This is a genomic window from Salinimicrobium tongyeongense (assembly GCF_026109735.1).
GTDB lineage: Bacteria > Bacteroidota > Bacteroidia > Flavobacteriales > Flavobacteriaceae > Salinimicrobium > Salinimicrobium tongyeongense.
The window spans coordinates 1,857,059-1,881,455 of sequence record NZ_CP069620.1 but is presented as its reverse complement, the minus strand read 5'-3'; the positions used below and the strand labels follow the sequence as shown (position 1 = coordinate 1,881,455).

General features: G+C 44.8%; 24 protein-coding genes and 1 pseudogene. 13 read left to right on the top strand and 12 right to left on the bottom strand.

The window, feature by feature from the left end; genetic code table 11:
* Positions 1 to 3 precede the first annotated feature (3 nt).
* From JRG66_RS08360 to JRG66_RS08345, 4 genes are read left to right on the top strand one after another with little or no spacing between them, the layout of a single operon-like run.
* Positions 4 to 1,005: a succinylglutamate desuccinylase/aspartoacylase family protein gene (locus JRG66_RS08360; RefSeq protein ID WP_265162310.1), complete on the top strand. Its 1,002-nt coding sequence runs from the start codon at positions 4 to 6 to the stop codon at positions 1,003 to 1,005.
* Positions 980 to 1,543, top strand: a complete 564-nt coding sequence (locus JRG66_RS08355; RefSeq protein WP_265162309.1) for a 5-formyltetrahydrofolate cyclo-ligase — start codon at positions 980 to 982, stop codon at positions 1,541 to 1,543. The genes JRG66_RS08360 and JRG66_RS08355 overlap by 26 nt, the downstream gene beginning before the upstream one ends.
* A 56-nt stretch (positions 1,544 to 1,599) precedes the next feature.
* Complete coding sequence (locus tag JRG66_RS08350; RefSeq protein WP_265162308.1) at positions 1,600 to 3,051, top strand: PAS domain-containing sensor histidine kinase; 1,452 nt, start codon at positions 1,600 to 1,602, stop codon at positions 3,049 to 3,051.
* Positions 3,052 to 3,055: 4 nt separating this feature from the next.
* The gene (locus JRG66_RS08345; RefSeq protein WP_265162307.1) at positions 3,056 to 3,469 is read left to right on the top strand and encodes a response regulator; all 414 of its coding nucleotides are present in this window, start codon (positions 3,056 to 3,058) and stop codon (positions 3,467 to 3,469) included.
* On the opposite strand, the gene JRG66_RS08340 is transcribed toward JRG66_RS08345, so the two are convergent.
* The 7 genes from JRG66_RS08340 to gdhA form a co-directional block, all read right to left on the bottom strand.
* On the bottom strand, positions 3,466 to 4,101 hold the full coding sequence (locus JRG66_RS08340) for a lipoprotein signal peptidase (RefSeq protein ID WP_265162306.1): 636 nt from the start codon (positions 4,099 to 4,101) through the stop codon (positions 3,466 to 3,468). The two genes, JRG66_RS08345 and JRG66_RS08340, sit on opposite strands and share 4 nt — an antisense overlap.
* 34 nt (positions 4,102 to 4,135) lie before the next feature.
* Positions 4,136 to 4,756, bottom strand: coding sequence for a DUF4097 family beta strand repeat-containing protein (locus JRG66_RS08335; protein ID WP_265162305.1), 621 nt, complete (start codon positions 4,754 to 4,756; stop codon positions 4,136 to 4,138).
* Positions 4,757 to 4,823: 67 nt separating this feature from the next.
* A complete protein-coding gene (locus JRG66_RS08330) occupies positions 4,824 to 5,207 on the bottom strand; it encodes a TraR/DksA family transcriptional regulator (RefSeq protein WP_097054928.1) in 384 nt (127 codons plus the stop codon).
* 5 nt (positions 5,208 to 5,212) lie between these two features.
* Complete coding sequence (ileS, locus tag JRG66_RS08325) at positions 5,213 to 8,617, bottom strand: isoleucine--tRNA ligase (RefSeq protein WP_265165424.1); 3,405 nt, start codon at positions 8,615 to 8,617, stop codon at positions 5,213 to 5,215.
* 128 nt (positions 8,618 to 8,745) lie between these two features.
* The gene (locus JRG66_RS08320; protein WP_265162304.1) at positions 8,746 to 11,151 is read right to left on the bottom strand and encodes a TonB-dependent receptor; all 2,406 of its coding nucleotides are present in this window, start codon (positions 11,149 to 11,151) and stop codon (positions 8,746 to 8,748) included.
* Positions 11,151 to 11,870, bottom strand: a complete 720-nt coding sequence (gene recO / locus JRG66_RS08315; RefSeq protein WP_265162303.1) for a DNA repair protein RecO — start codon at positions 11,868 to 11,870, stop codon at positions 11,151 to 11,153. Before recO ends, JRG66_RS08320 begins: the two co-directional genes overlap by 1 nt.
* A gap of 182 nt (positions 11,871 to 12,052) precedes the next feature.
* Positions 12,053 to 13,396: an NADP-specific glutamate dehydrogenase gene (gene gdhA / locus JRG66_RS08310; RefSeq protein WP_265162302.1), complete on the bottom strand. Its 1,344-nt coding sequence runs from the start codon at positions 13,394 to 13,396 to the stop codon at positions 12,053 to 12,055.
* Positions 13,397 to 13,579: 183 nt separating this feature from the next.
* Here gdhA and JRG66_RS08305 point away from each other — a divergent pair, with 183 nt between their 5' ends.
* The gene (locus tag JRG66_RS08305) at positions 13,580 to 14,356 is read left to right on the top strand and encodes a THC0290_0291 family protein (protein ID WP_265162301.1); all 777 of its coding nucleotides are present in this window, start codon (positions 13,580 to 13,582) and stop codon (positions 14,354 to 14,356) included.
* 193 nt (positions 14,357 to 14,549) lie between these two features.
* On the opposite strand, the pseudogene JRG66_RS08300 reads toward JRG66_RS08305, so the two are convergent.
* Positions 14,550 to 15,691: pseudogene (locus JRG66_RS08300) on the bottom strand (cystathionine gamma-synthase).
* Between the two features lie 93 nt (positions 15,692 to 15,784).
* Between JRG66_RS08300 and JRG66_RS08295 the strand changes: the two are divergent.
* From JRG66_RS08295 to JRG66_RS08285, 3 genes are read left to right on the top strand one after another with little or no spacing between them, the layout of a single operon-like run.
* Complete coding sequence (locus tag JRG66_RS08295; RefSeq protein WP_265162300.1) at positions 15,785 to 16,564, top strand: DUF3298 and DUF4163 domain-containing protein; 780 nt, start codon at positions 15,785 to 15,787, stop codon at positions 16,562 to 16,564.
* 9 nt (positions 16,565 to 16,573) lie between these two features.
* Entirely contained in the window at positions 16,574 to 16,927 is a 354-nt protein-coding gene (locus JRG66_RS08290; protein ID WP_265162299.1) for an arsenate reductase family protein, read from the top strand.
* Positions 16,920 to 17,819 carry a DMT family transporter gene (locus JRG66_RS08285; RefSeq protein ID WP_265162298.1) on the top strand — a complete coding sequence of 300 codons (900 nt, stop codon included), beginning with the start codon at positions 16,920 to 16,922 and terminating at the stop codon, positions 17,817 to 17,819. The genes JRG66_RS08290 and JRG66_RS08285 overlap by 8 nt, the downstream gene beginning before the upstream one ends.
* On the opposite strand, the gene JRG66_RS08280 is transcribed toward JRG66_RS08285, so the two are convergent.
* Positions 17,803 to 18,297 (bottom strand): acyl-CoA thioesterase, encoded by a 495-nt coding sequence (locus JRG66_RS08280; protein WP_265162297.1) that lies wholly within the window; start codon positions 18,295 to 18,297, stop codon positions 17,803 to 17,805. The two genes, JRG66_RS08285 and JRG66_RS08280, sit on opposite strands and share 17 nt — an antisense overlap.
* A gap of 92 nt (positions 18,298 to 18,389) precedes the next feature.
* Here JRG66_RS08280 and JRG66_RS08275 point away from each other — a divergent pair, with 92 nt between their 5' ends.
* The 5 genes from JRG66_RS08275 (at position 18,390) to JRG66_RS08255 (ending at position 22,684) form a co-directional block, all read left to right on the top strand.
* The gene (locus tag JRG66_RS08275; RefSeq protein ID WP_265162296.1) at positions 18,390 to 19,349 is read left to right on the top strand and encodes a YheT family hydrolase; all 960 of its coding nucleotides are present in this window, start codon (positions 18,390 to 18,392) and stop codon (positions 19,347 to 19,349) included.
* A gap of 59 nt (positions 19,350 to 19,408) precedes the next feature.
* On the top strand, positions 19,409 to 20,266 hold the full coding sequence (locus JRG66_RS08270; protein ID WP_265162295.1) for a YicC/YloC family endoribonuclease: 858 nt from the start codon (positions 19,409 to 19,411) through the stop codon (positions 20,264 to 20,266).
* Positions 20,266 to 20,856 (top strand): guanylate kinase, encoded by a 591-nt coding sequence (gene gmk / locus JRG66_RS08265; protein ID WP_265162294.1) that lies wholly within the window; start codon positions 20,266 to 20,268, stop codon positions 20,854 to 20,856. Before JRG66_RS08270 ends, gmk begins: the two co-directional genes overlap by 1 nt.
* Positions 20,853 to 21,437 (top strand): nicotinate (nicotinamide) nucleotide adenylyltransferase, encoded by a 585-nt coding sequence (nadD, locus tag JRG66_RS08260; RefSeq protein ID WP_265162293.1) that lies wholly within the window; start codon positions 20,853 to 20,855, stop codon positions 21,435 to 21,437. Before gmk ends, nadD begins: the two co-directional genes overlap by 4 nt.
* A gap of 251 nt (positions 21,438 to 21,688) precedes the next feature.
* The gene (locus tag JRG66_RS08255) at positions 21,689 to 22,684 is read left to right on the top strand and encodes an NAD(P)H-dependent glycerol-3-phosphate dehydrogenase (RefSeq protein ID WP_265162292.1); all 996 of its coding nucleotides are present in this window, start codon (positions 21,689 to 21,691) and stop codon (positions 22,682 to 22,684) included.
* An 84-nt stretch (positions 22,685 to 22,768) separates the two neighbouring features.
* Here JRG66_RS08255 and JRG66_RS08250 read toward each other — a convergent pair whose 3' ends face one another.
* The 3 genes from JRG66_RS08250 to pheS are packed head-to-tail and all read right to left on the bottom strand — an operon-like array spanning position 22,769 to position 24,347.
* The gene (locus JRG66_RS08250; protein WP_265162291.1) at positions 22,769 to 23,164 is read right to left on the bottom strand and encodes a hypothetical protein; all 396 of its coding nucleotides are present in this window, start codon (positions 23,162 to 23,164) and stop codon (positions 22,769 to 22,771) included.
* Positions 23,164 to 23,331: a hypothetical protein gene (locus JRG66_RS08245; RefSeq protein WP_265162290.1), complete on the bottom strand. Its 168-nt coding sequence runs from the start codon at positions 23,329 to 23,331 to the stop codon at positions 23,164 to 23,166. Before JRG66_RS08245 ends, JRG66_RS08250 begins: the two co-directional genes overlap by 1 nt.
* Complete coding sequence (gene pheS / locus JRG66_RS08240; RefSeq protein WP_265162289.1) at positions 23,328 to 24,347, bottom strand: phenylalanine--tRNA ligase subunit alpha; 1,020 nt, start codon at positions 24,345 to 24,347, stop codon at positions 23,328 to 23,330. Before pheS ends, JRG66_RS08245 begins: the two co-directional genes overlap by 4 nt.
* Between the last annotated feature and the right edge of the window lie 50 nt (positions 24,348 to 24,397).

Here is a 24,397-nt window from a genome sequence, read left to right as displayed (position 1 = left end):
TATATGGCATCTATAGATGAGAACAATGTTCTTGAGATCTTAGGGAAAAGAGTGCCTCCCGGCAAAAGTGCAACGATCAATTTCAACATGGCCAAACTCTACACCACCACCCATGTAGAAGTGCCCATTATTATTGAAAGGTCAAAAAAAACCGGCCCGGTGGTACTTATCACTGCGGGGATTCACGGCGATGAGATCAATGGCGTAGAGGTGGTGCGCCAGCTTATTGTAAAGGAAATTAACAAACCCGCCAGGGGCACGGTTATTTGCATTCCCATTCTCAATGTTTTCGGATTTTTGAATATGACCCGCGAATTCCCTGATGGGCGCGACCTCAACAGGGTTTTCCCGGGTTCCAAAAATGGCTCTTTGGCCAGCCGTTTTGCCTACCAGTTTGTACAGAAGATCCTCCCGGTAGCCGATTTCTGCATGGACTTCCACACCGGCGGGGCAAGCCGTTTTAACGCTCCTCAAATTAGGATCAAAAAAGGCGAGGAAATGGCCATGCATTACGCCAAAATCTTTAATGCGCCTTTTACGATCATCTCAAAGACCATCACCAAATCTTACCGCGAAACCTGCGCAAAACAGGGGAAACCGGTGCTGCTTTTTGAAGGCGGAAAATCGCAGGACAGCAATAAGAGCATTGCCAAACAGGGCGTGGAAGGCGTCATGCGCATTCTAGACCATTTTGAAATGCTCAAGCCTAAATTTGACGTGCCCGACCCTACGGGAGAAACGATATTAATAGAATACAGCAGCTGGATGAGGGCAAAATACAGTGGCCTGCTGCATGTGAAGATCCCCTGTGGCAAACATGTTGAAAAAGGCGAATATATTGCCACGATCACCGATCCTTACGGAAAACTTCGGCACAAGGTGAAAGCCCCAAATGCCGGGTACATCATCAACGTGAACGAATCTCCCATTGTTTATCAGGGAGACGCAATTTTCCATATTTCCCTTTCAAAAGAATCTTATGAACAAGAAGCAGCTTCGGCTTAAATACAAAGAGCTACGGGAAGCCCTCACACCAGAGCAGGTAGAAGAAGGCAGCCTGGAGATTGCCAACCGTCTTTTAGAGCTGCCCATCTGGAACTACTCGTATTATCACCTTTTTTTAAGCATTTCAGAAAAAAAAGAAGTTGATACGCAGGGCGTTTTACACATCCTTCAGGGAAAAGACAAGCATGTGGTGTTGTCAAAATCCAATTTTAAAAAGGCTTCACTTACCAACTATTTGCTTACAGATTCTACGGTGATCAAGGTGAACGAATGGGGCATCCCCGAGCCGGTTGACGGTATTGAGGTCCCTGCCTCCAAAATTGACGTGGTGTTTATTCCGCTACTGGCCTTCGACAAAAAAGGGAACAGGACAGGCTACGGAAAAGGCTTTTACGACAGGTTTCTTTCCCTGTGCACAAAAGAGGTGCTTAAGGTAGGTTTGTCGCTCTTCCCGTCCGAAGAAAGCATCAAAGACATCAATGAACACGACGTGCCCTTGGATTACTGCGTGACTCCCGAAAAAATTTATAAATTTTAAAATTTGTAAACTTTCAGGTTTTCAGTTACATTTATTAGATCCAATAGGTAATTTTAATGCTCAGCGACCTCCAGTTAAACAGTATTTTAGAAGACTTTGATGTTGCATACTGGAAAATCAATCTTCTTACCAAAGAGATTTCCTGGTCTTCACATTTTAATAATCTCGTGGGAGATCCAGACACTGCGGGGGACAAACTGGAGTATTTTCTGAACAATATTCTCCACAACGATTACCGTTATGACTTCAGGGAGCATTTTGAAGAACTCACCAATCATTCCAGGTCTTTTACTTCGGAAATCCGGATTAAGCTCGAAAACGGGAAATACCGCTGGTTTGAATGTCGAAACCTGAAGAGCAGGGACAAATCTTCGAACGACACCGCCGTACTTTTGTTTGTGAACATTCACCAGGCCAAAAGAGACGAGTACACCATTGAAGAGAATTTTTTCTATTACCGCGAAACCGCCGAAATGACCTCTACGGGAGGCTGGTATTACGATGTAACTTCGGGGGCTGTTTACTGGGACAACGTCACCAAAAAGATCCTGAACTGCCCCTTGAACCATGAGCCAAAACCCGAAGACAAAATGAGGTTCTACGCCGAAGAGCATCATGAAAAAGTGACGAACATGTTCAATAAATGTTCAAACTACGGCATTCCCTTTAAGGTGGAAATTAAGATGCGCACCCTCCACAACAGGGAGTTTTGGGTGAGGGCAACTGGTAAGCCGGTGTACAACAACGATCAGGAAATTATTGGGATTAGGGGCGTTTACCAGGACATAGATGAGCAGAAGACCAACGAATTAAACCTTCAGAATTCGCTCGACATCATTGCCTCACAAAATTCCCGACTTTTCAATTTTGCACATATAGTATCGCACCAGCTGCGTTGCCACAGCAGTAACCTGAGCCTCATCTCCCAACTTCTTGGCGAAGCGAAAACGCCCGAAGACAAGCTGGACCTGCTTATCAACGTGAGCGATATCTCCAAGAACCTAGAACAGGCCATAGTTGAACTCAATGCCATAGTCACAAAACAGAACAACCTTAAAAAAGAACGCCAGGTGGTGAGGTTTAAGGATGCTCTCGATATGGTCATTGCTTCTGCCTCATCCCTTATCAAAAGGGAAAATGCGGAGATCGTCGCCGAATTTAGTCAGTTGAACGAAATAAATTACATTTCGGAATATCTGGAAAGTATTTTGCTAAATTTGATCACCAATGCAATTAAGTACAGGTTCGAGGGCAGGAAACCAGTGATCTTTATCCAGACCTACAAAGAGAATGGAGAAAACATTCTTGAGATAAGCGACAACGGGATGGGGATTGATCTTGATGAGCACGGGGATAAGATGTTCGGAATGTACAAAACCTTCCACCGGCACCCCGAAGCAAACGGAATAGGCCTGTTCATCACCAAAAATCAGGTAGAGACCATGGGTGGAAAAATCTCGGTTACCAGTACAGTGAACATTGGCACCACGTTTAAAATTACCCTCTAATTCTATGGATCATCCAATAGAACTTGCCTGTATTATCGACGATGACAGGATCTACGTTAACCTGGTAAAGAAGATCATCGAGATCAAGAAGCTTTCCCAAAACCTCATCATCTTCAAAAATGGCAAAGAAGCACTAGATTATTTTAAAGCTATTCTTGAAAACATCAGTGAAAACAGTCTGCCCGATATAATTTTCCTGGACCTCAATATGCCGGTGATGGACGGCTGGGAATTTCTTAGTGAATTTGTAAAAATCAAGAATAACTTCAACAAAAAGATCACGCTGTATGTGGTAAGTTCTTCAATAGATCCCAGGGACCTCGAAAGGGCGAAATCCTTTAACCTGGTGACAGATTACCTCATCAAGCCCATCGAGCTCAAGAAATTTGAAAAGATCTTTGACCAGGATGTAGCCTAACCAACAGTTTCTTTAGGCTGTTCCTGCTCTTTTTTCTCCTGCGGAAATACCTTCTTATTAAAGATGATCAAAAGGAAGAACCCTAAAGTAATGGCAGAATCGGCAATGTTGAATACAGGCTCAAAAAAGGTAAAATATTCCCCTCCCCATATAGGAAGCCACTCCGGAAGGTAACCAGACCACAGCGGGAAATACAGCATATCTACAACATGTCCGTACAACAAGGGCGCATAGCCACCGGCTTCTGGCATAAAATCGGCTACCTGGTTGTAGCTGTGCTCAAAGATCACCCCGTAAAAGACCGAATCAATGATATTCCCCACTGCCCCGGCAAATATTAAAGCTATGGCAGTGATAAGAATCCTAGAGCCATTTTTTCTTACCGAATCCCATAACCAGTAGCCAATAAACGGCACTGCGATTAACCTGAAGGTGGTAAGCAGCAGCTTGCCGTACTCACCGGGAATCTGAGCTCCCCATGCCATGCCCTTGTTCTCCACAAAAAGAATCCTGAACCAGTCAAAAACCCTTATCTCATCCCCCAACATGAAGTTGGTTTTTATATAGAATTTTGAGACCTGGTCTATAATAAGGATCACAACTATAAGGGCAGAGGCTTGTTTTATGGACATTGAATTTTTTTTAAGCGGAGTAAAAATACTAATATTATTTAGTTTCGGTAATCTTTATATCCCCGTTAATACTGGTTAATACCATATTGTGATTTCCAGAGGGGACTTGTGGCACATTCACATTGCCATGCCTTGACTTTGCTTGCACATTCACCCGGTTTACCGTACCCAGAATATTCCCGTTATAAGTATTGATCACTGCCTCCCCGCTAAAGCTGGTAAGGTAACAGGAACCGTTCCTGAGCTCCATAAGCACAGAATCATATGTTCCCGAAAGGTAAACACTTGCCAGGTTTGAAGTGATCTCCAGCAGCATTCCTTGAGGAACCTCCAGGTCAACTTCCATAGAAAAAACCTTATGGGCACTTAGCTTGTCATAACCGCTTTGCAGTATTTCCCTGTAGCGGGAACTTATAAATAAAGAACGCCGTTCCAGCCGGGTATCAAGACTAATCTGGTTGAAGTATTCACCTTCGGCGTTGGTTTTGATCCTGATTTCTTTCCGGGGGCTTGTGGTAATATTGATCCTGTAAATTTCATCGCTGGACAGTACAATTCTATCAATATTATCGGCCGCTATCACATCCTGTGTAAGCTTTTGAGCCTTCGCTGAAAAAGCCAGAAGAAAGAAAAAAATTAGTAGGTGAACTCTCATTTTAGGACGAAAACAAAAAACGCTCCAAACCTAAAAGGCAGGAGCGTTTTTATAAGGAATTCACAGCTTATCGCTGCATGTTCTTTGCCTCAATACTCAAAGTAGCATGAGGAACCAGTTTTAATCGCTCTTTGGCAATCAGTTTCCCGGTAACTCTGCAAATTCCATAGGTTTTGCTTTCAATGCGCACAAGGGCATTTTTCAGGTCACGAATGAATTTTTCCTGGCGAATTGCCAGCTGCGAGTTAGCCTCTTTACTCATTGTTTCACTGCCTTCTTCAAAAGCCTTGAACGTGGGAGACGTGTCATCTGTACCATTGTTCCCGTCATTCATGTAGGCGCTCTTGTAAAGTTCCAGCTGCTCCTTTGCCTTCTCAATTTTGGCAAGGATCAATGTCCTGAATTCCGCCAGCTCTGCGTCGCTGTAGCGTTCTTTTACTTCTGTTGACATAGTTCTTAATGTTTTTTAATTAACAACCTTGTGGTCACTTCATCAAAAGAAACTTCCAGTCCGTTGTTCACTTCTTCTGCTAAGTCGAGATTTGCAGTGAGGGTTTCGGTTTTAATATATTGAATATTTTGTTGAACAGCATCCTCGACAGTGCCGTCCTTTTGTAGGGTCACATCTATTTTATCTGTCACTTCAAAGCCAGAATCCTTACGCATGTTTTGAATGCGGTTCACCAGCTCTCTCGCAATCCCCTCTTTCTTGAGTTCATCAGAAATGGTGATATCCAAAGCAACAGTAATATTTCCGGAGTTCGCCACTAACCAGCCCTCAATATCCTGGGAGGTTATTTCTACATCTCCGCTTTCTAATGTAAGCGAATTCCCGTTAATATCAACTTCAATTTTTCCGTCGCGTTCAATTTTCTTGATGTCTTCTGCGGAAAAGCTGTTGATCTTAGCCGCTACCAGCTTCATGTCTTTTCCAAAGCGGGGGCCCAGAACTTTAAAATTAGGCTTGATTTGCTTTACCAGGATGCCCGAAGCATCATCTATAAGTTCAAGTTCCTTTACATTCACTTCAGATTTGATGAGTTCAGCCACTGCCGCAATCTCCTTTCCCTGCTGCTCATCGAGCACCGGGATCATCACTCGCTGTAAAGGCTGGCGCACTTTGATCATCTCCTTCTTCCTAAGGGAAAGTACAAGCGAAGAGATGGTTTGCGCCTTTTGCATTTGACGCTCCAGCTCCTTATTCACAAAACTTTGATCTGGCTCGGGGAAACGCGATAAATGTACCGACTCAAAACTTTCCTTCTGAGTGGCCTTTTCGAGATCTTTGTACAACCTGTCCATAAAGAAAGGCGCCACGGGAGCTCCCAGTTTGGCTACGGTCTCAAGGCAGGTGTAAAGCGTTTGATAAGCCGAGATCTTATCGGTGCCGTATTCGCCTTTCCAGAACCTTCTTCGGCACAATCTCACGTACCAGTTGCTCAAATTCTCCTGCACGAATTCTGAAATTGCCCTGGTAGCCCTGGTAGGCTCATAATCGGCATAGAATTTATCAACATTCTCAATGAGCGTGTGCAATTCTGAAAGTATCCAGCGGTCTATTTCAGGTCTTTCCTCCAATGGTACATCGGCTTCGGAATAAGTGAAGTTATCAATATTAGCGTACAAACTAAAGAATGAGTACGTATTGTAAAGGGTTCCGAAGAATTTACGCCTTACTTCTGAAATTCCCTCAATATCAAATTTTAAGTTGTCCCATGGGTTGGCATTGGAGATCATGTACCAGCGGGTGGCATCGGGACCAAAAGCCGCCAGGGTTTCAAAAGGATCTACGGCATTTCCAAGACGTTTGGACATTTTTTGCCCGTTCTTGTCGAGTACAAGTCCGTTAGAAACCACATTTTTATATGCCACATCGTCAAAGGTCATGGTTGCAATGGCGTGCAGCGTATAGAACCAGCCTCGTGTCTGGTCAACACCCTCGGCTATGAAATCGGCCTTGCGCCAGGTCTTTTCAACTTTTTCGGCATTTTCAAAAGGATAATGCCACTGTGAATAAGGCATAGAACCCGAATCGAACCAAACATCTATGAGGTCGGCTTCACGCTTCATGGGTTTTCCTGAATCTGATACCAGTACAATCCCGTCAACCACATTTTTATGCAGGTCTACCTTGTCATAATTCTCATCGCTAAAGTTTCCGGGTTCAAAACCTGCAAAAAGATCGGCGTCCATAAAGCCGGCTTCTACGGCCCTGCTCATTTCCTGCTTCAGCTCTTCAATAGATCCTATGATCTTTTCTTCCTTCCCGTCTTCAGTCCTCCAGATAGGCAGCGGGATTCCCCAATATCTGGATCTTGAGAGGTTCCAGTCGTTCGCGTTGGCAAGCCAGTTTCCAAAACGGCCTTCACCGGTAGATTTTGGCTTCCAGTTAATTTCTTTATTGAGTTCATGCATCCGGTCTTTGACCTCTGTGATCTTGATGAACCAGGAATCAAGCGGATAATATAGAACTGGCTTATCGGTTCTCCAGCAGTTAGGGTAACTGTGAAGGTATTTTTCAACTTTAAAAGCCCTGTTCTCTTCTTTTAATTTGATGGCGATCTCTACATCTACCGATTTCTCGGGGGCTTCGCCGTCATTGTAATACTCGTTCTTGACATATTTGCCTCCAAACTCCTTTAGCTCGGGCCTGAATTTCCCCTGTAGGTCTACCAGCGGAACAAGATTATCATTCTCGTCTTTTACAAGCATTGGCGGCACTTCAGGACTGGCCTGTTTTGCAACCATGGCATCATCGGCCCCAAAAGTTGGAGCAGTATGAACAATACCGGTACCGTCTTCGGTGGTAACAAAATCCCCAAGAATAATCCGGAAAGCATTTTCGGGATGTTCATCCGGCTGCGCATACGGCATCAACTGCTCATACCTGCTTTCTGCAATTTCCTTACCGGTGAAAGACTTACCTGTCAAAAATGGTATTTTTTTATCCCCTTCTTTGTATGCCTGCAAAGCCTCTTCAGAATCCACTTTCTGGAACTTCTTATCAAACTGCTTTTCGGCCAGCTCTTTGGCAACTATCACCGTAATGGGCTCAAAAGTGTACTGGTTATATGTTTTAACCGTTACGTATTCTATTTTAGGCCCCACAGTGAGTGCCGTGTTGGAAGGCAGAGTCCACGGAGTGGTGGTCCATGCGATAAAGAACACTTCCCCTTCAATTTCGGAAAGAAATGCGGGTAAAGTTTCTTTTTTCGCCTTAAACATGGCAGTAACGGTAGTATCGGTCACATCCTGATAAGTACCCGGTTGGTTGAGCTCGTGTGAACTAAGGCCTGTTCCTGCTTTTGGGGAATAGGGTTGTATGGTATAGCCCTTATAAATTAGGCCTTTTTTGTAGATCTGGGAAAGCAGCCACCATACAGTCTCCATGTACTTGGATTTGTAGGTGATATACGGGTCATCCATATCTACCCAGTAACCCATTTTTTCGGTAAGGTCATTCCAGACATCGGTATAACGCATCACGGCATTTTTACACGCCTCGTTGTATTCCTCTACGCTTATCTTCTTCCCAATATCTTCTTTAGTGATGCCCAGTTCCTTTTCAACGCCAAGTTCTATGGGCAGGCCGTGGGTATCCCATCCGGCTTTTCGCTTTACCTGGTAACCTTTCTGGGTTTTGAACCTGCAAAAAATATCTTTAATGGCACGCGCCATAACGTGGTGGATTCCGGGCAGGCCGTTTGCTGAAGGTGGCCCTTCAAAAAAGATAAACGGCTCTTCTCCATCTCTCGAAGTTACACTCTTCTCAAAAATGTCATTTTCCTTCCAGAATTGCAGAATTTCTTCGGTCACTTTTGGCAGGTCAAGTCCTTTATATTCAGGGAACTTTGCGCTCATCATCTTGTTCTTTCAAAATAGTTGCGCGAAAATAATGATTTTTAGTAAATCGAATGGTTTAAAATGGGAAAACCTGAAAACACCCTGATTTTTATCAGCTATAAAATATTTATAATCTGAAGTTTACACTAGAAGGAGTACTGCAGCGCGAGGATAAGGTTGCGGCCGGCAGCCGCCACTCCCGATGAGTACGTGCGGTAGCGTTGATCGGTAATATTTTCAAGGCTGGCAGTGACCAGCCACATTTTGCCCAGCTGATATTGCGAGCTGAAGTTAAGCGTGTACCATTCAGGAGAGTAGGGGTCACCATTTTCATTTATCGCGTAAAGGTAGTCTTTGTCCTTTTCTAAAGGCGCCAGCTCAGAGGCACTAATCTCGCCGTTGTACTCGCCAAAAAGGTCAAACCTAAGCCTGTCGTTCTCCCAAACAAGGTGCGCATTTCCAAAGAGTGGTGCCGCATGCCGCAAAGGCGCGGTTGTGCCGTCATCCTGCTCTTCTTCTCCTTCGGTAATGCTCAATTGACTCTCTATTTTGAGCTGTTGGCTAAACCTGATTTTTGCCCCGGCCTCAAAACCGTAAACATGGGCACGGGCAGCGTTTTGTATAGCCTGAACCCGGCTGGGCTCTCCGTGATATTCGATGCTGGTCTCCCCATTCAGGTCAAAATCCCGCCGCACCAGGGCATCTTCCAAGAGGGTGTAATATCCGGCAAGTTCCAGCTTTACCACATGCTCAAAATTCAGTCTTAAGCCTAGCTCGGCATTGTAAGCTTTTTCGGGTTCAAGATCGGGATTTGGAACAACCACAAGCCCGGGGGCTGAATCAAAGATCTTCCCCACGTCATCAATGTTGGGCGATCTAAAACCGGTAGAAAGGTTGAATTGCCATCCAAAAATGTCATTTTGCTGCCAGTTTAATCCGGCACTTCCGGTTAAGGCACCGGTGCGCAAATTGGCATCTGAGAAGGGAAAGTCGTAAATCTCCTCATCAAATTCGGCATCAAGCAGAATGTAATTATACCTCGCGCCGGTTTGCAGGTTAAGGGAAGGAGCCAGCTCCCACTGTAAATTCCCGTAAGCCGCCAAAGACTGCCAGCTGGCATCATCGGGATATCGTGAAGTACCGGCAGCCCACTCTCCGGTGATGATGTTCTTTTCACTTCCTTTAGACCCTACTTTGTTGTACACATATTCTGCCCCGTAAGAAAGGGTGGTAGAAGCAAAATCCTTCTCAAAATCAAGGTTTAGAGAATAGGCATCGACTTCTTCCTGGGTGTGGTAAAAAATATCGTCCCCAAAAGCACGGTCATTTCGGCTCTCTTCAAAGTACTGATAAGCCGCGGTCAATTTGGCATCGTTATAGATCTTGCCGTTTCCGGCCTTGTTTAGCTGAAAATTGGTCTGCAGCCATTCCTGGGGGCCATAGTACCAATCGGCAGCCCTCAAAACCCCGTTTCGTTTGCGGTAAAGCCGGTCGTATCGCGGATAATCGGAAGTTGTGGAGTAGATCATCCCGAGGGAAAAATTGTATTCTTCGTTAGGTTTGAACCTTATTTTCTGAAGCAAATTCAGCTGGTTATAACCCGTGGGTTTTTGCACCTTCGGGTTGTCATTTTCTACCATGAGATCCTGTCCGTTTCGCCTCACCACATAATCGGGCCGCAGGTATTCTTCGGGGCCATGGCTTCCCATGCGCATATCCCCGAAATCTGAATAGGAAGCACTGCTTAAAAAAGCCCACTTTTTAGTGCCGTATGACAAATTGAGGTGCCCGGTTTTTTCTTCATTGGCAGTAGCATAGCGGGTGTAGGCACGACCCGAAAAATTCCCTCCCTTCGCCACAGAAAACGCAGGAGAAAGTGTTAGAAAATTAATTACCCCTCCAATGGCGTCGCTCCCAAAAACCAAAGATCCGGGGCCAAGAACCACTTCGGCTCTTTCTATGGAGAGAGGATCTATAGAGATCACATTCTGTACATTTCCACCCCTAAAAATGGCGGTATTCATACGCACGCCGTCTACAGTAATCAATAACCTGTTGGTCGCAAAACCTCTAATCATGGGGCTGCCGCCGCCTAACTGACTCTTCTGCACGTACACCTGCCCGGTGCTCTCGAGCAAATCGGCCGAAGTTTGCGGAGCCGATGTAAGTATATCTTTTTGATTAATGGTGACCACCTTTTGCGGCACCATTCCTTTGTTCTGCTCAAACCTTGATACCGAAAGCACTACTTCTGAAAGCTCATTTTTAGTAGATGCCAGATACACTTTTCCTTCCTGCTGAAGGATCTGCCGCTTGGTAGCATGAAAATTTGAATGAGAAACATGCCTGAAGAAAATCACCTCGTTATAAGAAAACCCTGAAAGACTGGCTTCTCCATTAAAGCCGGTAAGCAGGTGTTTTGACTTATCTTTATTAAAGACCGCCACGTTAAAAACAGGCTCGCCGGTCTCCTTATCAAGCACCTGAATTTCCTGGGCCGAACTAACAGTAAAAAGCAGAAAAAACAGGGCTAAACTGATGTAAAATCTCATTAGGAATAGATTTCGTTCAATACCGCAAGAGACTTTGGCTTATGAAAACCCTGAAGGTGAATTTCGTAATATTTCAAGAGCATTAGTAAAAATCCCGAACGGGTGGTTTGGTTAAGTTTAATGGCAGAAAGTTCATCAAAGTCTGTGCCTAAGAGCCGCTGCAAAAGGCCCACATTCTCATCGTTGATACAGTCGGGGTTGGTCTCCACCTCCTGGAAAGTGCCGTCTACAAGATTAAAAACCGGGGCATCGCACTGAGAATCATCGGGGTAAAAGCCCAGGTAACGGCTAAGCTTCAACAGGAAGAGCAGGTGGAAATTTACTGCCGGGCCATGAGTATCAAACCATTCGAGGCTTGTATCGAGAAAATTGTAGAGCTCAGGATTTGCTTCTTCCTCTTTTACGGCATTTTTGAGCACTTCAGCAAGAAACATCACGACGCTGGACTTTAGCATATTGGTATGCAGGCTTTGATAAGCTTTAGCCAATTTGGCTTCTTTCATGTACTCCAGCGTGCCTTTGTCTTTGTGGCTGGCCACGACCTCAAGCCGGGTGAGCGGCTGAAAAAGCGAGGCTTTAATTTTGCCCTTTTTAGACTTTAGCACCCCCCGAAGCAGGTAAGTCTTTAAACCGCTTTGCAGGGTAAAGCATTTCACAATAAGATCGGCTTCCCCGTACTTTAAGGCACTAAAAACAATTGCTTTGGTGGTGATCAACATGTAATAACTGGTCTTTCAGCTGAAAAGCTCTTCAAAAATGGCATTTTCGGGAGGAATTATTTCATCCTGTAAGGCTCAAAAAAGACATTTTCAAAAAAGAATTTTTCAGAAGTAATAAATGTAAGCTAAAAAAAGAAAAAGCCGCACAAAGCGGCCTTTTCAGAATTTATTTCAGCAAAAGTTTACACAACTCCCTGCGCAAGCATGGCATCGGCTACTTTTACGAATCCGGCGATGTTGGCTCCTTTCACGTAGTCTACATAACCGTTTTCATCTGTACCAAATTTCACACACTGGGCGTGAATATCGTTCATGATTTGTTTAAGTTTTGAATCTACCTCTTCGGAAGTCCAGTTATACCTCAGGGAGTTTTGAGACATCTCAAGCCCCGAAGTGGCAACCCCACCGGCGTTTGAAGCCTTTCCGGGAGAGAAGAGGATCTTCGCTTCCTGGAACACGGCAATAGCTTCGGGGGTACAGGGCATGTTGGCACCTTCACCCACAAGGATACAGCCGTTGCTCACAAGGGCGCGGGCATCATCTTCGTGCAGCTCGTTCTGGGTGGCACATGGCAGCGCGATATCACACTTCACATGCCACGGAGTCTCACCTTCAAAGTATTCGGCATCTGGATATTCGTTGAGGTATTCTTTGATCCTGCCTCTTTTCACATTTTTAAGATCCTGGATGTACGCGAGTTTACCTGCATCAATCCCGGTGCTGTCGTAGATATATCCTGAAGAATCGGACATGGTCACTACTTTTCCACCCAGCTGGGTAGCCTTTTCAGCAGCATACTGGGCCACGTTCCCTGAACCGGAAACCACTATGGTCTTACCTTTAATGGTGTCTTCTTTGGTCTTCAGCATATTTTCGGCAAAGTATACGTTTCCGTAACCTGTGGCTTCGGGGCGAATCAAAGAACCGCCGTAAGAAAGGCCTTTCCCGGTAAGCACGCCGGTAAATTCGTTGCGAAGCCTTTTGTACTGGCCGTACAAATAACCAACTTCACGCCCACCTACTCCAATGTCGCCCGCAGGCACATCGGTATCGGCACCAATGTGGCGTTGTAGCTCTGTCATAAAGCTCTGGCAGAATTTCATCACCTCATTGTCTGACTTCCCTTTAGGATCAAAATCTGACCCTCCTTTCCCACCGCCCATGGGCAGCGTGGTAAGGCTGTTTTTAAACACCTGCTCAAAAGCGAGGAATTTAAGGATAGACAGGTTTACGGAAGGGTGAAAACGAAGCCCGCCTTTGTAAGGCCCGATAGCAGAGTTCATCTGTATCCTGAAACCGCGGTTCACCTGTACCTCGCCGTTGTCATCAATCCACGGCACGCGAAACATGATCACGCGCTCGGGCTCGACCATACGTTCGAGTAACTTTTTATTTTGATATTTTTTATTCTTTTCAATGAATGGGATAACAGTTTCAGCAACCTCATGAACCGCCTGTAAAAACTCGGGTTCATTGGTATTCCTTTTTGAAACGCTATCTAGAAATTCTTTTACATTTTGTTCCATGGTTTTGGCTAAAATTACATTAACGAAAACGTTTTATACGATTCGTTGCAAATATACATTATCTGCAAATTTTAGCCTTGAAATTTTTGTTATTCCTTTATAATTAATCATTTTCTGAAAGCCCCGTAATTCCAATTTTCCTTAAGATGTTTTTATATATTTGCCCGTAGCGGAAATTTCTATATGGCCAAGATTTTCAAATCTTTAATGCTGGGGTTGCTCTTTTTTTTCTTCGGAAAAGGGGCCGCTTCGGCACAGGTTGGATTGGTGGGCCAGGAGATAGGAATAGTGGCGGGACCGGTAGCCTACTTCACCGATTACGGCCTGCGGTGGAATCTAGAGACCAATTCCTCAAACGTTGGCTTGGGGATAGGCCTGGTTTACTACCTCAATTTTGCTTACCGCGCCGATTGTGACTGCTATGCCCGCTACAGTTATTTTAACGATCATTTTAGAGTTAGGGCCGAAGTAGATTACCACGAAGGTGAGCTTAATCATTATGGGCCATTGGCTCAAAAGGAAAGCACCGGCGGTGAACAGCTGCGCGCCATGATTGGAAAAGCACAGGTTTATGAGGTAGGCGCACATTTAGAATACTATCCCCTGAGCATTAGAGACTATACGGCCTTTGCATATCCCATTGCCCCTTATGTGAGCCTTGGCTTCAACTTTGTAGGTTTTGACCCTCATACTTATTCTACTTTAGGGCCGCTCGAAGAGCACATCTTCCCTACATTTGACGGCTATGTAAGCCAGGAAGCAGGCTCTACCTGGAGCGTGGTGGCAGGCGGCGGATTTCGTTACAAGCTGGGAGTGTCCAGCGACCTCGTGATGAACATGCAGTGGCGGTATTACGACACCGACTGGCTGGATGGGCTGGACCACGACAACCCACAGAACAAGTTTAACGACATGATGTTCTGGTTAAACTTCGGGTATATTTATTATCTGAATTTTTGATGAGCCTTGAGATATTAGACGTGAGACATTAGACATGAGATGTGAGATGTGAGAAAAAATCTCTTGCTATCTTATTTTAACCCAGTTCAATTACTTTTATTTCCCTTGATTGCTTTCGCCTAATCTTGTTTAAAAATTAAGAAGTCCCGGAAGTTCTTCCGAAGCCTCCTCAAAAATGGCATTTTTGGAGTACTTATTCTAAAGCCTGCTTCAGGTCGTTGATGAGATCTTCTTCATCTTCAACTCCCACGCTTAGCCGAACCATAGCATCTACCACCCCTGTTTTTTCCCGTTCTTCCTTCGGAATAGAAGCATGGGTCATGGTGGCGGGATGACCTGCAAGTGATTCTACCCCGCCCAAAGATTCGCCCAGCGTGAAAACCTTCAGTTTTTCGACGAATCTAACGGCACTATCTATAGTTCCTTCAGCAGTGGTAAAAGAAACCATTCCGCCAAAACCACGCATCTGTTTTTTGGCAATCTCGTGGTTGGGGTGGTCTTCAAAACCGGGCCAGTACACATTTTCAACTTTTGGATGTGTTTTCAGAAACCTTGCAACTGCTTCCCCGTTCTCACAATGCCGCTGCATGCGCAGGTGCAGGGTCTTGATGCCGCGCAGCACCAGAAAACTGTCCTGCGGGCCACACACCGCCCCGCTGGCATTCTGTATAAAATACAATTTTTTGGCAAGTTCCTGATCTTTCACCACCAGGCTCCCCATAATCACGTCACTATGACCCCCAAATATTTGGTGGCGCTGTGCATCACAATATCGGCACCCAAATCTAGTGGCTGCTGCAAATATGGCGTGGCAAAAGTATTGTCTACCGCCAGCAACAGCCTGTGCTTTTTGGCAAGACCGGCCATGGCTTCAATGTCAATGATATTCATCATTGGGTTGGTAGGAGTTTCCACCCAGATCATTTTGGTATTCTCATTAATATACTGCTCGATACCTGCGGGATTTTGCATGCTTACAAAGCGGAATTTAATACCCAGCTTTTCAAAAATCCCTGTAAAAAGCCGGTATGAACCTCCATACAGATCATTGGTAGAAATGATCTCATCACCGGGACCAAAGAGTTTTAACACGGCATCTATAGCGGCTAGACCCGAGCCAAAAGCGAGTCCGAAATTGCCATTTTCAAGACTGGCAAGAGATCTCTCGAGTGCCGCTCGGGTGGGATTGCCGCTTCGGGAATACTCAAAACCTTTATGGCCTCCAGGAGTGTCCTGCTTGTAAGTGCTTGTCTGGTAAATGGGTGGCATCACCGAGCCGTAAGCCGGGTCTATGTTCTCCTGGCCCCCATGAATGGTTTTGGTGTTAAACTTCATTTTTACATTTTATTTAAGACACAAAGGTAGCATTGACCTTGGGCTTTCCCAAAATAGCCCGTACCTTTCAGATCAGTTTAACATCAAGAATTTATGTTCCGCAAATTATTTGCCCTGGTATTCCTGGCACTGGTATTTACAGGGTGTAAGCAAGACAAAGAAGAAGAAAAATCGGCAGGAAATTTAGCTCCTTTAAGCTTTCAGAAGGAGAGCCTGGTGAGAAAGGCGGGGAAAAACTGCGACACGGCCGATTACGATTGTTCTGTCATCGCGTTAGACGTGGTGAGGGCAAGGGGTGCTTCGGAAGTTTCTGAAAGCATAAACCGAAGGCTTGATGAACACACCATTGGCCTGGTCTCTACCCAGAAAAACCCGAATATTTCGAGTCTCGAAGAACTGGCCGAAAAATTCCTGAGCGACTATCGCGAAGCTGCGAGGAATTTTTCCGAAGAACCACCATGGGAAGCTTACGTAGATCAAAAAGTATATCTGCACACCGACAGTTTGATCTCTATTGGAATAGTCACTGAAATTTTTAGCGGCGGCGCCCACGGCTATAAAACCCTTACCTTTTTGAACATGGATCCCACTACCGGGAAATTACTTTCCAAAAATGACATTTTTGAAGAGGATTTTACTTCATTCGTAGAGCAAAGGTTTAGGCAGGAACAGGAGATCCCTGAAGCTGAAAACATTAACAGTACAGGTTTCTGGTTTGAAAATGAAACCTTCAGCCTGCCCGAGAATATTGGCTTTTCCGAAGAAAAGGTGATCCTGATCTACAACTCTTATGAGATTGCGCCCTACGCTGCCGGGGATATCATGATGGAAATTCCGCTGAAAGAAGTGGTGCCTTTCATGAAGATTGAATAATTTTACCCCATGAAGAAAATCTATTACCTGTCTACCTGCGATACCTGCAAAAGGATACTAAAAGAACTCGACCCGCCTGCCGATTATGAACTGCAGGACGTGAAGAAGGAACCGCTTACTTTAGACCAGCTTCAGGAATTAAAACACAGGGCAGGCACTTATGAAGCCCTTTTTAACAAACGGGCAAAACTCTATAAAGAACGGGATTTAAAGAACAAACAACTCTCTGAAGAAGATTACAAAAACCTCCTTTTAGAGCATTATACATTTCTTAAACGGCCGGTTGTTATTAACGGGCAAAAAATCTTTATTGGCAATTCTAAAAAAGAAGTCTCTGCCGCAAAAGCAGCGTTAAGTGAATAAGAGGCTGCTGGCAATTCTCGCAGCCATTGGCGCAGGCACTATTTATGGCATTAACCATACGGTAGCCAAAGCTTTGATGCCGGTTTACATTCAGCCATTTGGGTTCATCCTGCTGCGGGTAACGGGAGCCGCCATTCTTTTCTGGTTAATTAGCCCCTTAGGGCCAAAAGAGAAAATTGCTACCAGTGACTGGCCGCGCCTGCTGGGTTGCTCTATTCTGGGGATGTGCATAAACATGCTGTTCTTCTTCAAAGGCCTTAACCTCACCACGCCCATCAACAGTTCGGTGATCACTACCATCACACCAATTATTGTGCTGGTTTTGGCTGCCATTCTCATCAAAGAAAAGATAACCCTGCTAAAGACTATTGGGATCATAACAGGACTGGCGGGAGCGCTGGGCCTCATCCTGTTTAGCAGTAGCGAAGTAAGGAACGCCAGTAATATCCCGCTGGGGAATTTCCTGGTGCTCGTAAATGCCACTTCTTACGGACTTTATCTCATTTTGGTAAAGCCGCTTACCGGCAGGTATCACCCTTTCACATTGATGAAATGGCTTTTTACAATGGCGGTGATCATCAATTTGCCATTCACCCTGAAGGAATTCATTCAGGTGGAATGGAGCAGCCTGCCCATCGAAGCCATTTTAGGGATGAGTTTTGTTGTAGTGGGAACTACTTTTCTCACCTACCTCCTCAATGTTTACGCGCTTAGGCAATTGAGCGCCTCCACCATAAGTGCATTTGTGTATTTACAGCCCCTCATCGCGATTATCTATGCGGTATCAACCGGGGCCGATTCCCTGAATTTGCTCAAAATAGTGGCGGCGCTTCTCGTTTTTGCAGGGGTCTATATGGTTACCCGAAAACCCAGGCCTAAGCCTGCAGCATAGCCGGGTCTATATCTTTTGGCTTCTTGCCGTACTTCCTGGTGTCTTCACGGGTAAGGATCTTGAAATCTTCGGTATGGGAAAGGTGGTTAATATTGTCAAACAGTTCTTTTGGGAGACCTGTTAACTTGCGCTCTTTTAGATCTATCCAGCCGCCCATCATTTCACAGCTGGCAAAGTTCCTGCCTTTGTGATCGTAAAAATCATGGATGAACTCAAAGTACATCCCGTCTTCCGACAGGCCTTTTAGCTGTAAGGTCACAGTTACAGGCTTTCCTGCAAAAACTTCTTTGAAGTATGAGATATGCTCATAAAAAACCACCGGGCCCAGGTTGTGCTGTGCCATTTCTTTTTGCCCAAAACCATTTTCCATAAGGAAACCCATTCGGGTGTGGCTCATAAAATTTATATAGGCAGTGTTTGCCAAATGCCGGTTGGCATCAATATCACTCCATCTTATTTCAAAACTCTTCTTGTACATTTTTCTAATTTTGAGATAAAATTACAAATTTATGCTATGCGTGCATAACAAATTTTTCTTTCATTTACAGTCTTCAAACCCTGCACAGCCCGATGCCAATAGTAGAAAGCACATATCGCCCACCCATGATCTTCAGGAATTACCATGTTTCTACAGTGTATTCGGCCATGATTAGACGGGCACCGGTTGCACAGGAGCGGGAGCGGATGGAACTGCAGGACGGGGATTTTCTAGACCTGGACTGGAGCTTTTCCGAAGAAAATTCAGGAAAGGTGCTTATCGTGATCCACGGGCTTGAAGGCAGTGCAAAGCGCCCTTATGTGACCGGCCTGGCCAAATATTTCACTCAGAGAGGCTGGGATGTGGCCGCAGTGAACCTTAGAGGCTGCAGCGGCGAGATTAACCGCCACTTTAGGTCGTACCACGCCGGGGCCACCAATGACCTTCAGGAAGTTGTGGAACATATTCTGAAAAAGAACAGGTATGCAACAATGGCCTTTAACGGCTTTAGCCTGGGCGGGAATTTAATGCTGAAATACCTTGGCGAAGAAAGGGAAATTCCGAAGCAGTTAAAAGCAGCTGTCATGGTCTCGGTGCCCTGTGATCTCCACGGAAGTTTAAAACAACTTCAAAAGCGTGAAAATTTCGTGTATGCCCAGCGGTTCAAGATCAAACTGCAAAATCATTTACTGCTGCGCGCAAAGAACTTCCCCGATCAACTTTCCAAAGAAGAGATCAAAGCCTGCGACAGCCTGCTCGACATTGACGACCTGTACACCAGCCGGGCGCACGATTTTGAAAATGCACTAGATTACTATCACAAGAACAGCTCCCGCCGGTTTTTACAACACATCAAGCTGCCCACACTGCTTATCAATGCTAAGAATGACGGCTTTTTGTCTCCTGAATGCTATCCTTTTGAAATTGCCAGAGAAAGCGATCACCTCTACCTGGAAACCCCCGAGTATGGCGGGCATGTAGGTTTTATGCAAAACAAACCCGAAACCTATAATGAAGAACGCGCCTATCAATTCATCAATTGCCGTCTCTAGCCACTTTTCTTTGTGCCGCCTTGAATTTGTTTATCTTTGTGCATCAATAAAATCACCCTATGATTCAGTCAATGACCGGTTTTGGGAAAAGCGTTTTACAGCTGCCTTCCAAAAAGATCACCGTAGAGATCAAATCCCTCAACAGCAAGAATTTAGATTTAAATGCCCGCATCCCATCCCAGTACAGGGAAAAGGAGTTGCAGCTGCGCAATAAAATTTCACGCGAACTCACCCGCGGAAAAGTTGATTTTTCGGTTTATGTTGAAGTTACGGGAGAAGAAACCAGCTCGGCCGTAAATACGGCTGCAGTGAAGAAATACATGAATCAATTGCGGGAGATTTACCCGGCCTCAGATGTTGACCTGCTCCAAATGGCAGTGCGCATGCCCGATGCCTTTAAGACTGAAAGAGAAGAAATTGACGAGAATGAATTCAAAGCCATAGAAGAAGCTGTTGACCAAGCCCTTAGGGAGATCAACGATTTTAGGTCGGCTGAAGGGAAGGTGCTCGAAGACGAACTTGAGCAAAGAGCCGGAAACATTCAGCAGCTGTTGCAAAAAGTAATTGCCATGGATCCCGAAAGGATTGCCGGCGTGAGAGAACGCCTGCAAAAAGGAGTAGCCGAACTCAAAGAAAATGTTGACCAGAACCGCTTTGAGCAGGAGTTGATCTTCTACATTGAAAAATTCGACATTACCGAAGAAAAAGTAAGGCTTGAAAATCATATGGACTACTTTCAGAAAACGCTTGGGTCATTAGATTCCAACGGAAAAAAACTCGGGTTCATCTCGCAGGAAATGGGCCGTGAGATCAATACCATTGGCAGTAAATCAAATTATGCTCCCATGCAGCAGCTGGTGGTGCAAATGAAAGACGAACTGGAAAAGATCAAAGAACAACTTTTAAACGTACTCTAATGGCAGATGGGAAATTAATCGTCTTTTCGGCACCATCGGGATCGGGAAAGACCACTATCGTAAAATACCTGCTTGCCCAGGAAGAACTAAACCTGGAATTCTCTATTTCTGCAACCTCGCGGGCACCAAGGGGCACAGAAGTGCACGCTAAAGATTACTATTTTTTAGACCTGAAAGAATTCAAAAATAAGATCAAGAACGAAGAATTCCTTGAATGGGAAGAAGTCTATCGCGATAACTTCTACGGAACGCTTAAGAGCGAAGTAGAACGCATTTGGTCGCATGGCAAAAATGTCATTTTTGACATCGATGTGGTTGGCGGGCTGGATATTAAGAATATTTACCCTGAAAAAACCCTGGCCGTTTTTGTGAAACCCCCCAGTATTGAAGAGCTAAAAATACGCCTGAAGAAGCGCAAAACCGAATCGGCCGACAAGATTAGCATGAGGGTGGCAAAAGCCTCTATTGAACTGGCCACTGCGCCCCAGTTTGATCATATTATAATCAACAATGACCTCAATACAGCCCTTGAAGAGGCCTACACTCTGGTATCTGATTTTGTGGGGGCTGCTAAAGCCCCAAAAAAGTGAAAAAAAGAATAGGTTTATTTTTTGGCACTTTTAACCCGGTACACGTAGGGCACCTCATCCTGGCCAATCACCTGCTGCAGTATTCAAAGCTAGACGAGGTCTGGATGGTAGTGACCCCGCACAACCCGTTCAAAAAGAAAAGCAGCCTTTTAAATAACCATCACCGCTTTGAAATGGTGTGGCAGCTGTGTGAAGAATACTCTAACATTAAGCCCAGCGATATAGAATTCAACCTTCCGCAACCCAATTACACGGTGTACACGCTGGCGCACCTGGAAGAAAAATATCCAAATTACGATTTCGTGCTGATCATGGGCGAAGATAACCTGAAGAGCTTTCCGAAGTGGAAGAATTATGAGGTCATTCTAGAAAGACACGATATCCTGGTGTACCCGAGATATTCTGAAGGAGAAAATCACCCCGACTTGCTGGAGCATCCTGGAATCACACTTACCGATGCTCCAAGAGTGGAGATTTCTTCCACCTTTATAAGAAAAGCCATCAAAGAAGGAAAAGATGTTCGACCTTTATTACCTCCCAGCGTCTGGAAGTATATAGACCAAATGGGCTTTTACCGTTAAAAAAAATTGCCTCCCAAGCTTTAGCTCCCGGAGGCAATCCTCACTAACTAACCAACCAAAAAAGAAAACTCTTCTTTTATTATAATCTTTCTTATTCCATAACGCAGTTAAGGTCTTAATAGTACATCATTAACAGGCTCAAAATGTTAAAGTTTTAGAGGCTATCCTCAGCTTTTTAAGCTATTCTTTGCTACGGCTATTCTTATCAAGCCCTTTATTTTGCTTATTTTTGGAGACACAATTACCGTTCTATGGAGAAATCGCCGAAATTTGCCGTTATAGGCGGAGGGAGCTGGGCTACAGCTAATGTAAAAATGCTTTGTGAGAACCTTGACGAGGTTACCTGGTACATGCGCAGTGTATATGCCATTGAACATATCAAAAAGCAGGACCATAACCCAAATTATTTAAGTTCGGTTGAATTTGACAATTCCCAACTCTATCTTACAAGTGACATAAACGAGGCCGTTAGACGGGCAGATGTGCTTATCTTCGCAATACCCTCGGCTTTTCTGAAGCGGGAACTCGACCATCTCACCGAATCTCTGCAGGAGAAGATCATTTTTTCAGCAATTAAAGGTATAGTGCCCGAAACCAGCCTTATTGTAGGCGAACATTTCCACAAGACCTACAACATTCCTTACGAGAATATTGGCGTGATCACAGGACCATGCCACGCAGAAGAAGTGGCGCTGGAGCGTCTTTCTTACCTCACCATTGCCTGTTCTGATGAAGAGAAGGCAAAACTTGTAGCCAAACACCTTAGCAGCGATTACATCACCTGCAAGACCAGTGATGATATTGTGGGGACCGAGTATGCGGCCATGCTCAAGAATATTTACGCCATTGCCGCCGGAATTGCCCACGGCCTGGGTTACGGTGATAACTTCCAGAGTGTTTTAATGAGCAACGCCATTAGGGAGATGAAGAAATTCATCAAAAAGGTGCATAAGATGAAACGAAACATCAATGACTCTGCCTACCTGGGCGACCTCCTGGTAACGGGATATTCTACCTTTAGCCGAAACAGGATGTTTGGGAATATGATTGGGAAAGGCTATACGGTAAAGAGCGCCCAAATGGAAATGAGCATGGTAGCCGAAGGTTATTACGCTACAGACAGCGCTTTTAAAATAGTGCAGGAAACAGGGGCCAAAACTCCCATTATTAACGCCGTTTACGGAATTCTATACCAGGGGAAGGAACCCAAAAAGGTATTCAAGAAATTAGCAGAGAAACTGGATTGATACTGAGACCTGCGAGGTTTTAGAAACCTCGCAGGTCTTTTGAATTTATTCCCTCCAATTAACCAGTAAGTAATCTTGGATTAACTACTTAAGCAGCACGCCTTTCTTTGGCATTACCGGGAGGTCTTGCAGTGCTTTTTCGTTAATGCTGTTCTTCCTGAAGACAAATTTCTTGTGAAACATCTTTCCTTCAGCAAAAAAAGAAACTGAGAATTCATTGTTCAGCTGCAACACGTCATCCTGCAAAAATTCCACTTTAGCAAAAGACTTTGGGGGCAAAGTGGTGATACTGTGCCTCATGGTTGAAGTTTCCTTTGTTCCGTCGTAGCCTTTTGAAACGATTAGCACGCCTTCAATAGCTTCGGCACGGTCGTTAATCAGGTAAGCATTCCAGTCAAGGCTGCCGTATTCTTCATGCTTTTCGCGAACGGCAGCAACAAAAACATCTTTAACCTGGGGGATATCAATATCCTTTTTCACTAACGATCAATTTTGCTTTTGGCCCAGCGGTACAAGCCCCATATTACTAAAGCAGCAACTCCCAGCAGGATTGCCCCTATGGTAAATTCAATGATCTCAATGGCTACTAAAAGAATGATGATCGCAATGGCGATGATCCCAATAAATACCAGGCCTGTAGTTTTCATATAGACGATTTAAACTGTTCCAGAAATCTCATGTCGTTTTCATAGAACATTCGAATATCCCCAATTTGGTAAAGCAGCATGGCAATTCTTTCTATTCCCATTCCAAATGCAAAACCCGAATATTCTGAAGGCTCTATGTTACAGTTGCGAAGCACGTTAGGATCTACCATCCCGCAGCCCATGATTTCCAGCCAGCCCGTACCTTTTGTGATGCGGTAATCGGTTTCGGTTTCAAGGCCCCAGTAGATATCAACCTCTGCACTTGGCTCTGTAAACGGAAAATAAGAAGGCCGTAACCTTATCTTCGACTTTCCGAACAACTGCTTTGTAAAGTACAACAAAGTTTGCTTTAAATCTGCAAACGACACATTTTTATCTACATACAAGCCCTCTACCTGGTGAAAGATACAGTGTGATCTTGCCGAAATCGCTTCATTTCTGAAAACCCTTCCGGGAGAGATTGTTCTTATTGGCGGGGTGTTGTTCTCCATATACCGCACCTGTACCGAAGAAGTGTGCGTGCGCAACAGCACATCGGGGTTTGTCTGGATAAAGAAAGTATCCTGCATATCCCTTGCCGGGTGGTACTCGGGAAGGTTTAACGCAGTAAAATTATGCCAGTCATCTTCCATTTCGGGCCCTTCAGAAACATTAAAGCCAATGCTGGAAAAGATCTCGATGATCTGGTTCTTTACAATGGAAATAGGATGGCGGGCACCAATTTCAACCGGCTCGCCGGGACGGGTAAGGTCTCCATAGACCCCTTTCTCCTCTTCGCGGCCCTCCAGCTCCTCTTTTAATTTCTGAACTTTACTGGCAGCTGCATCCTTCAGCTCATTCACCGCCTGCCCAAATGCTTTTTTCTCCTCATTGGGTACCGCTTTGAATTCGGCAAAATACCCGTTCAAAATGCCTTTTTTGCCAAGGTATTTTATACGGAAATTTTCAACTTCTTCTTTGGTATTTGCCGTGAAGGCTTCAATTTCAGAGATATGTTCCTTAATGGTTTCTGTCATGGTTCCTTGTCTTTAGGAAGCGCAAATTTATGAAAAGTAAATGGGATGTG

Excerpts from the sequence above, each read along its gene's own strand:
- gmk (WP_265162294.1), top strand. The coding sequence starts at position 20,266 with ATGGCAGATGGGAAATTAATCGTCTTTTCGGCACCATCGGGATCGGGA.
- JRG66_RS08275 (WP_265162296.1), top strand. The coding sequence starts at position 18,390 with ATGCCAATAGTAGAAAGCACATATCGCCCACCCATGATCTTCAGGAAT.
- JRG66_RS08280 (WP_265162297.1), bottom strand. The coding sequence starts at position 18,297 with ATGTACAAGAAGAGTTTTGAAATAAGATGGAGTGATATTGATGCCAAC.
- JRG66_RS08305 (WP_265162301.1), top strand. The coding sequence starts at position 13,580 with ATGGCCAAGATTTTCAAATCTTTAATGCTGGGGTTGCTCTTTTTTTTC.
- JRG66_RS08330 (WP_097054928.1), bottom strand. The coding sequence starts at position 5,207 with ATGTCAACAGAAGTAAAAGAACGCTACAGCGACGCAGAGCTGGCGGAA.
- pheS (WP_265162289.1), bottom strand. The coding sequence starts at position 24,347 with ATGACAGAAACCATTAAGGAACATATCTCTGAAATTGAAGCCTTCACG.
- JRG66_RS08350 (WP_265162308.1), top strand. The coding sequence starts at position 1,600 with ATGCTCAGCGACCTCCAGTTAAACAGTATTTTAGAAGACTTTGATGTT.
- JRG66_RS08245 (WP_265162290.1), bottom strand. The coding sequence starts at position 23,331 with ATGAAAACTACAGGCCTGGTATTTATTGGGATCATCGCCATTGCGATC.
- JRG66_RS08295 (WP_265162300.1), top strand. The coding sequence starts at position 15,785 with ATGTTCCGCAAATTATTTGCCCTGGTATTCCTGGCACTGGTATTTACA.
- JRG66_RS08360 (WP_265162310.1), top strand. The coding sequence starts at position 4 with ATGGCATCTATAGATGAGAACAATGTTCTTGAGATCTTAGGGAAAAGA.
- JRG66_RS08335 (WP_265162305.1), bottom strand. The coding sequence starts at position 4,756 with ATGAGAGTTCACCTACTAATTTTTTTCTTTCTTCTGGCTTTTTCAGCG.
- JRG66_RS08345 (WP_265162307.1), top strand. The coding sequence starts at position 3,056 with ATGGATCATCCAATAGAACTTGCCTGTATTATCGACGATGACAGGATC.
- JRG66_RS08355 (WP_265162309.1), top strand. The coding sequence starts at position 980 with ATGAACAAGAAGCAGCTTCGGCTTAAATACAAAGAGCTACGGGAAGCC.
- gdhA (WP_265162302.1), bottom strand. The coding sequence starts at position 13,396 with ATGGAACAAAATGTAAAAGAATTTCTAGATAGCGTTTCAAAAAGGAAT.
- JRG66_RS08340 (WP_265162306.1), bottom strand. The coding sequence starts at position 4,101 with ATGTCCATAAAACAAGCCTCTGCCCTTATAGTTGTGATCCTTATTATA.
- JRG66_RS08270 (WP_265162295.1), top strand. The coding sequence starts at position 19,409 with ATGATTCAGTCAATGACCGGTTTTGGGAAAAGCGTTTTACAGCTGCCT.
- JRG66_RS08290 (WP_265162299.1), top strand. The coding sequence starts at position 16,574 with ATGAAGAAAATCTATTACCTGTCTACCTGCGATACCTGCAAAAGGATA.
- JRG66_RS08320 (WP_265162304.1), bottom strand. The coding sequence starts at position 11,151 with ATGAGATTTTACATCAGTTTAGCCCTGTTTTTTCTGCTTTTTACTGTT.
- JRG66_RS08255 (WP_265162292.1), top strand. The coding sequence starts at position 21,689 with ATGGAGAAATCGCCGAAATTTGCCGTTATAGGCGGAGGGAGCTGGGCT.
- recO (WP_265162303.1), bottom strand. The coding sequence starts at position 11,870 with ATGTTGATCACCACCAAAGCAATTGTTTTTAGTGCCTTAAAGTACGGG.
- ileS (WP_265165424.1), bottom strand. The coding sequence starts at position 8,617 with ATGAGCGCAAAGTTCCCTGAATATAAAGGACTTGACCTGCCAAAAGTG.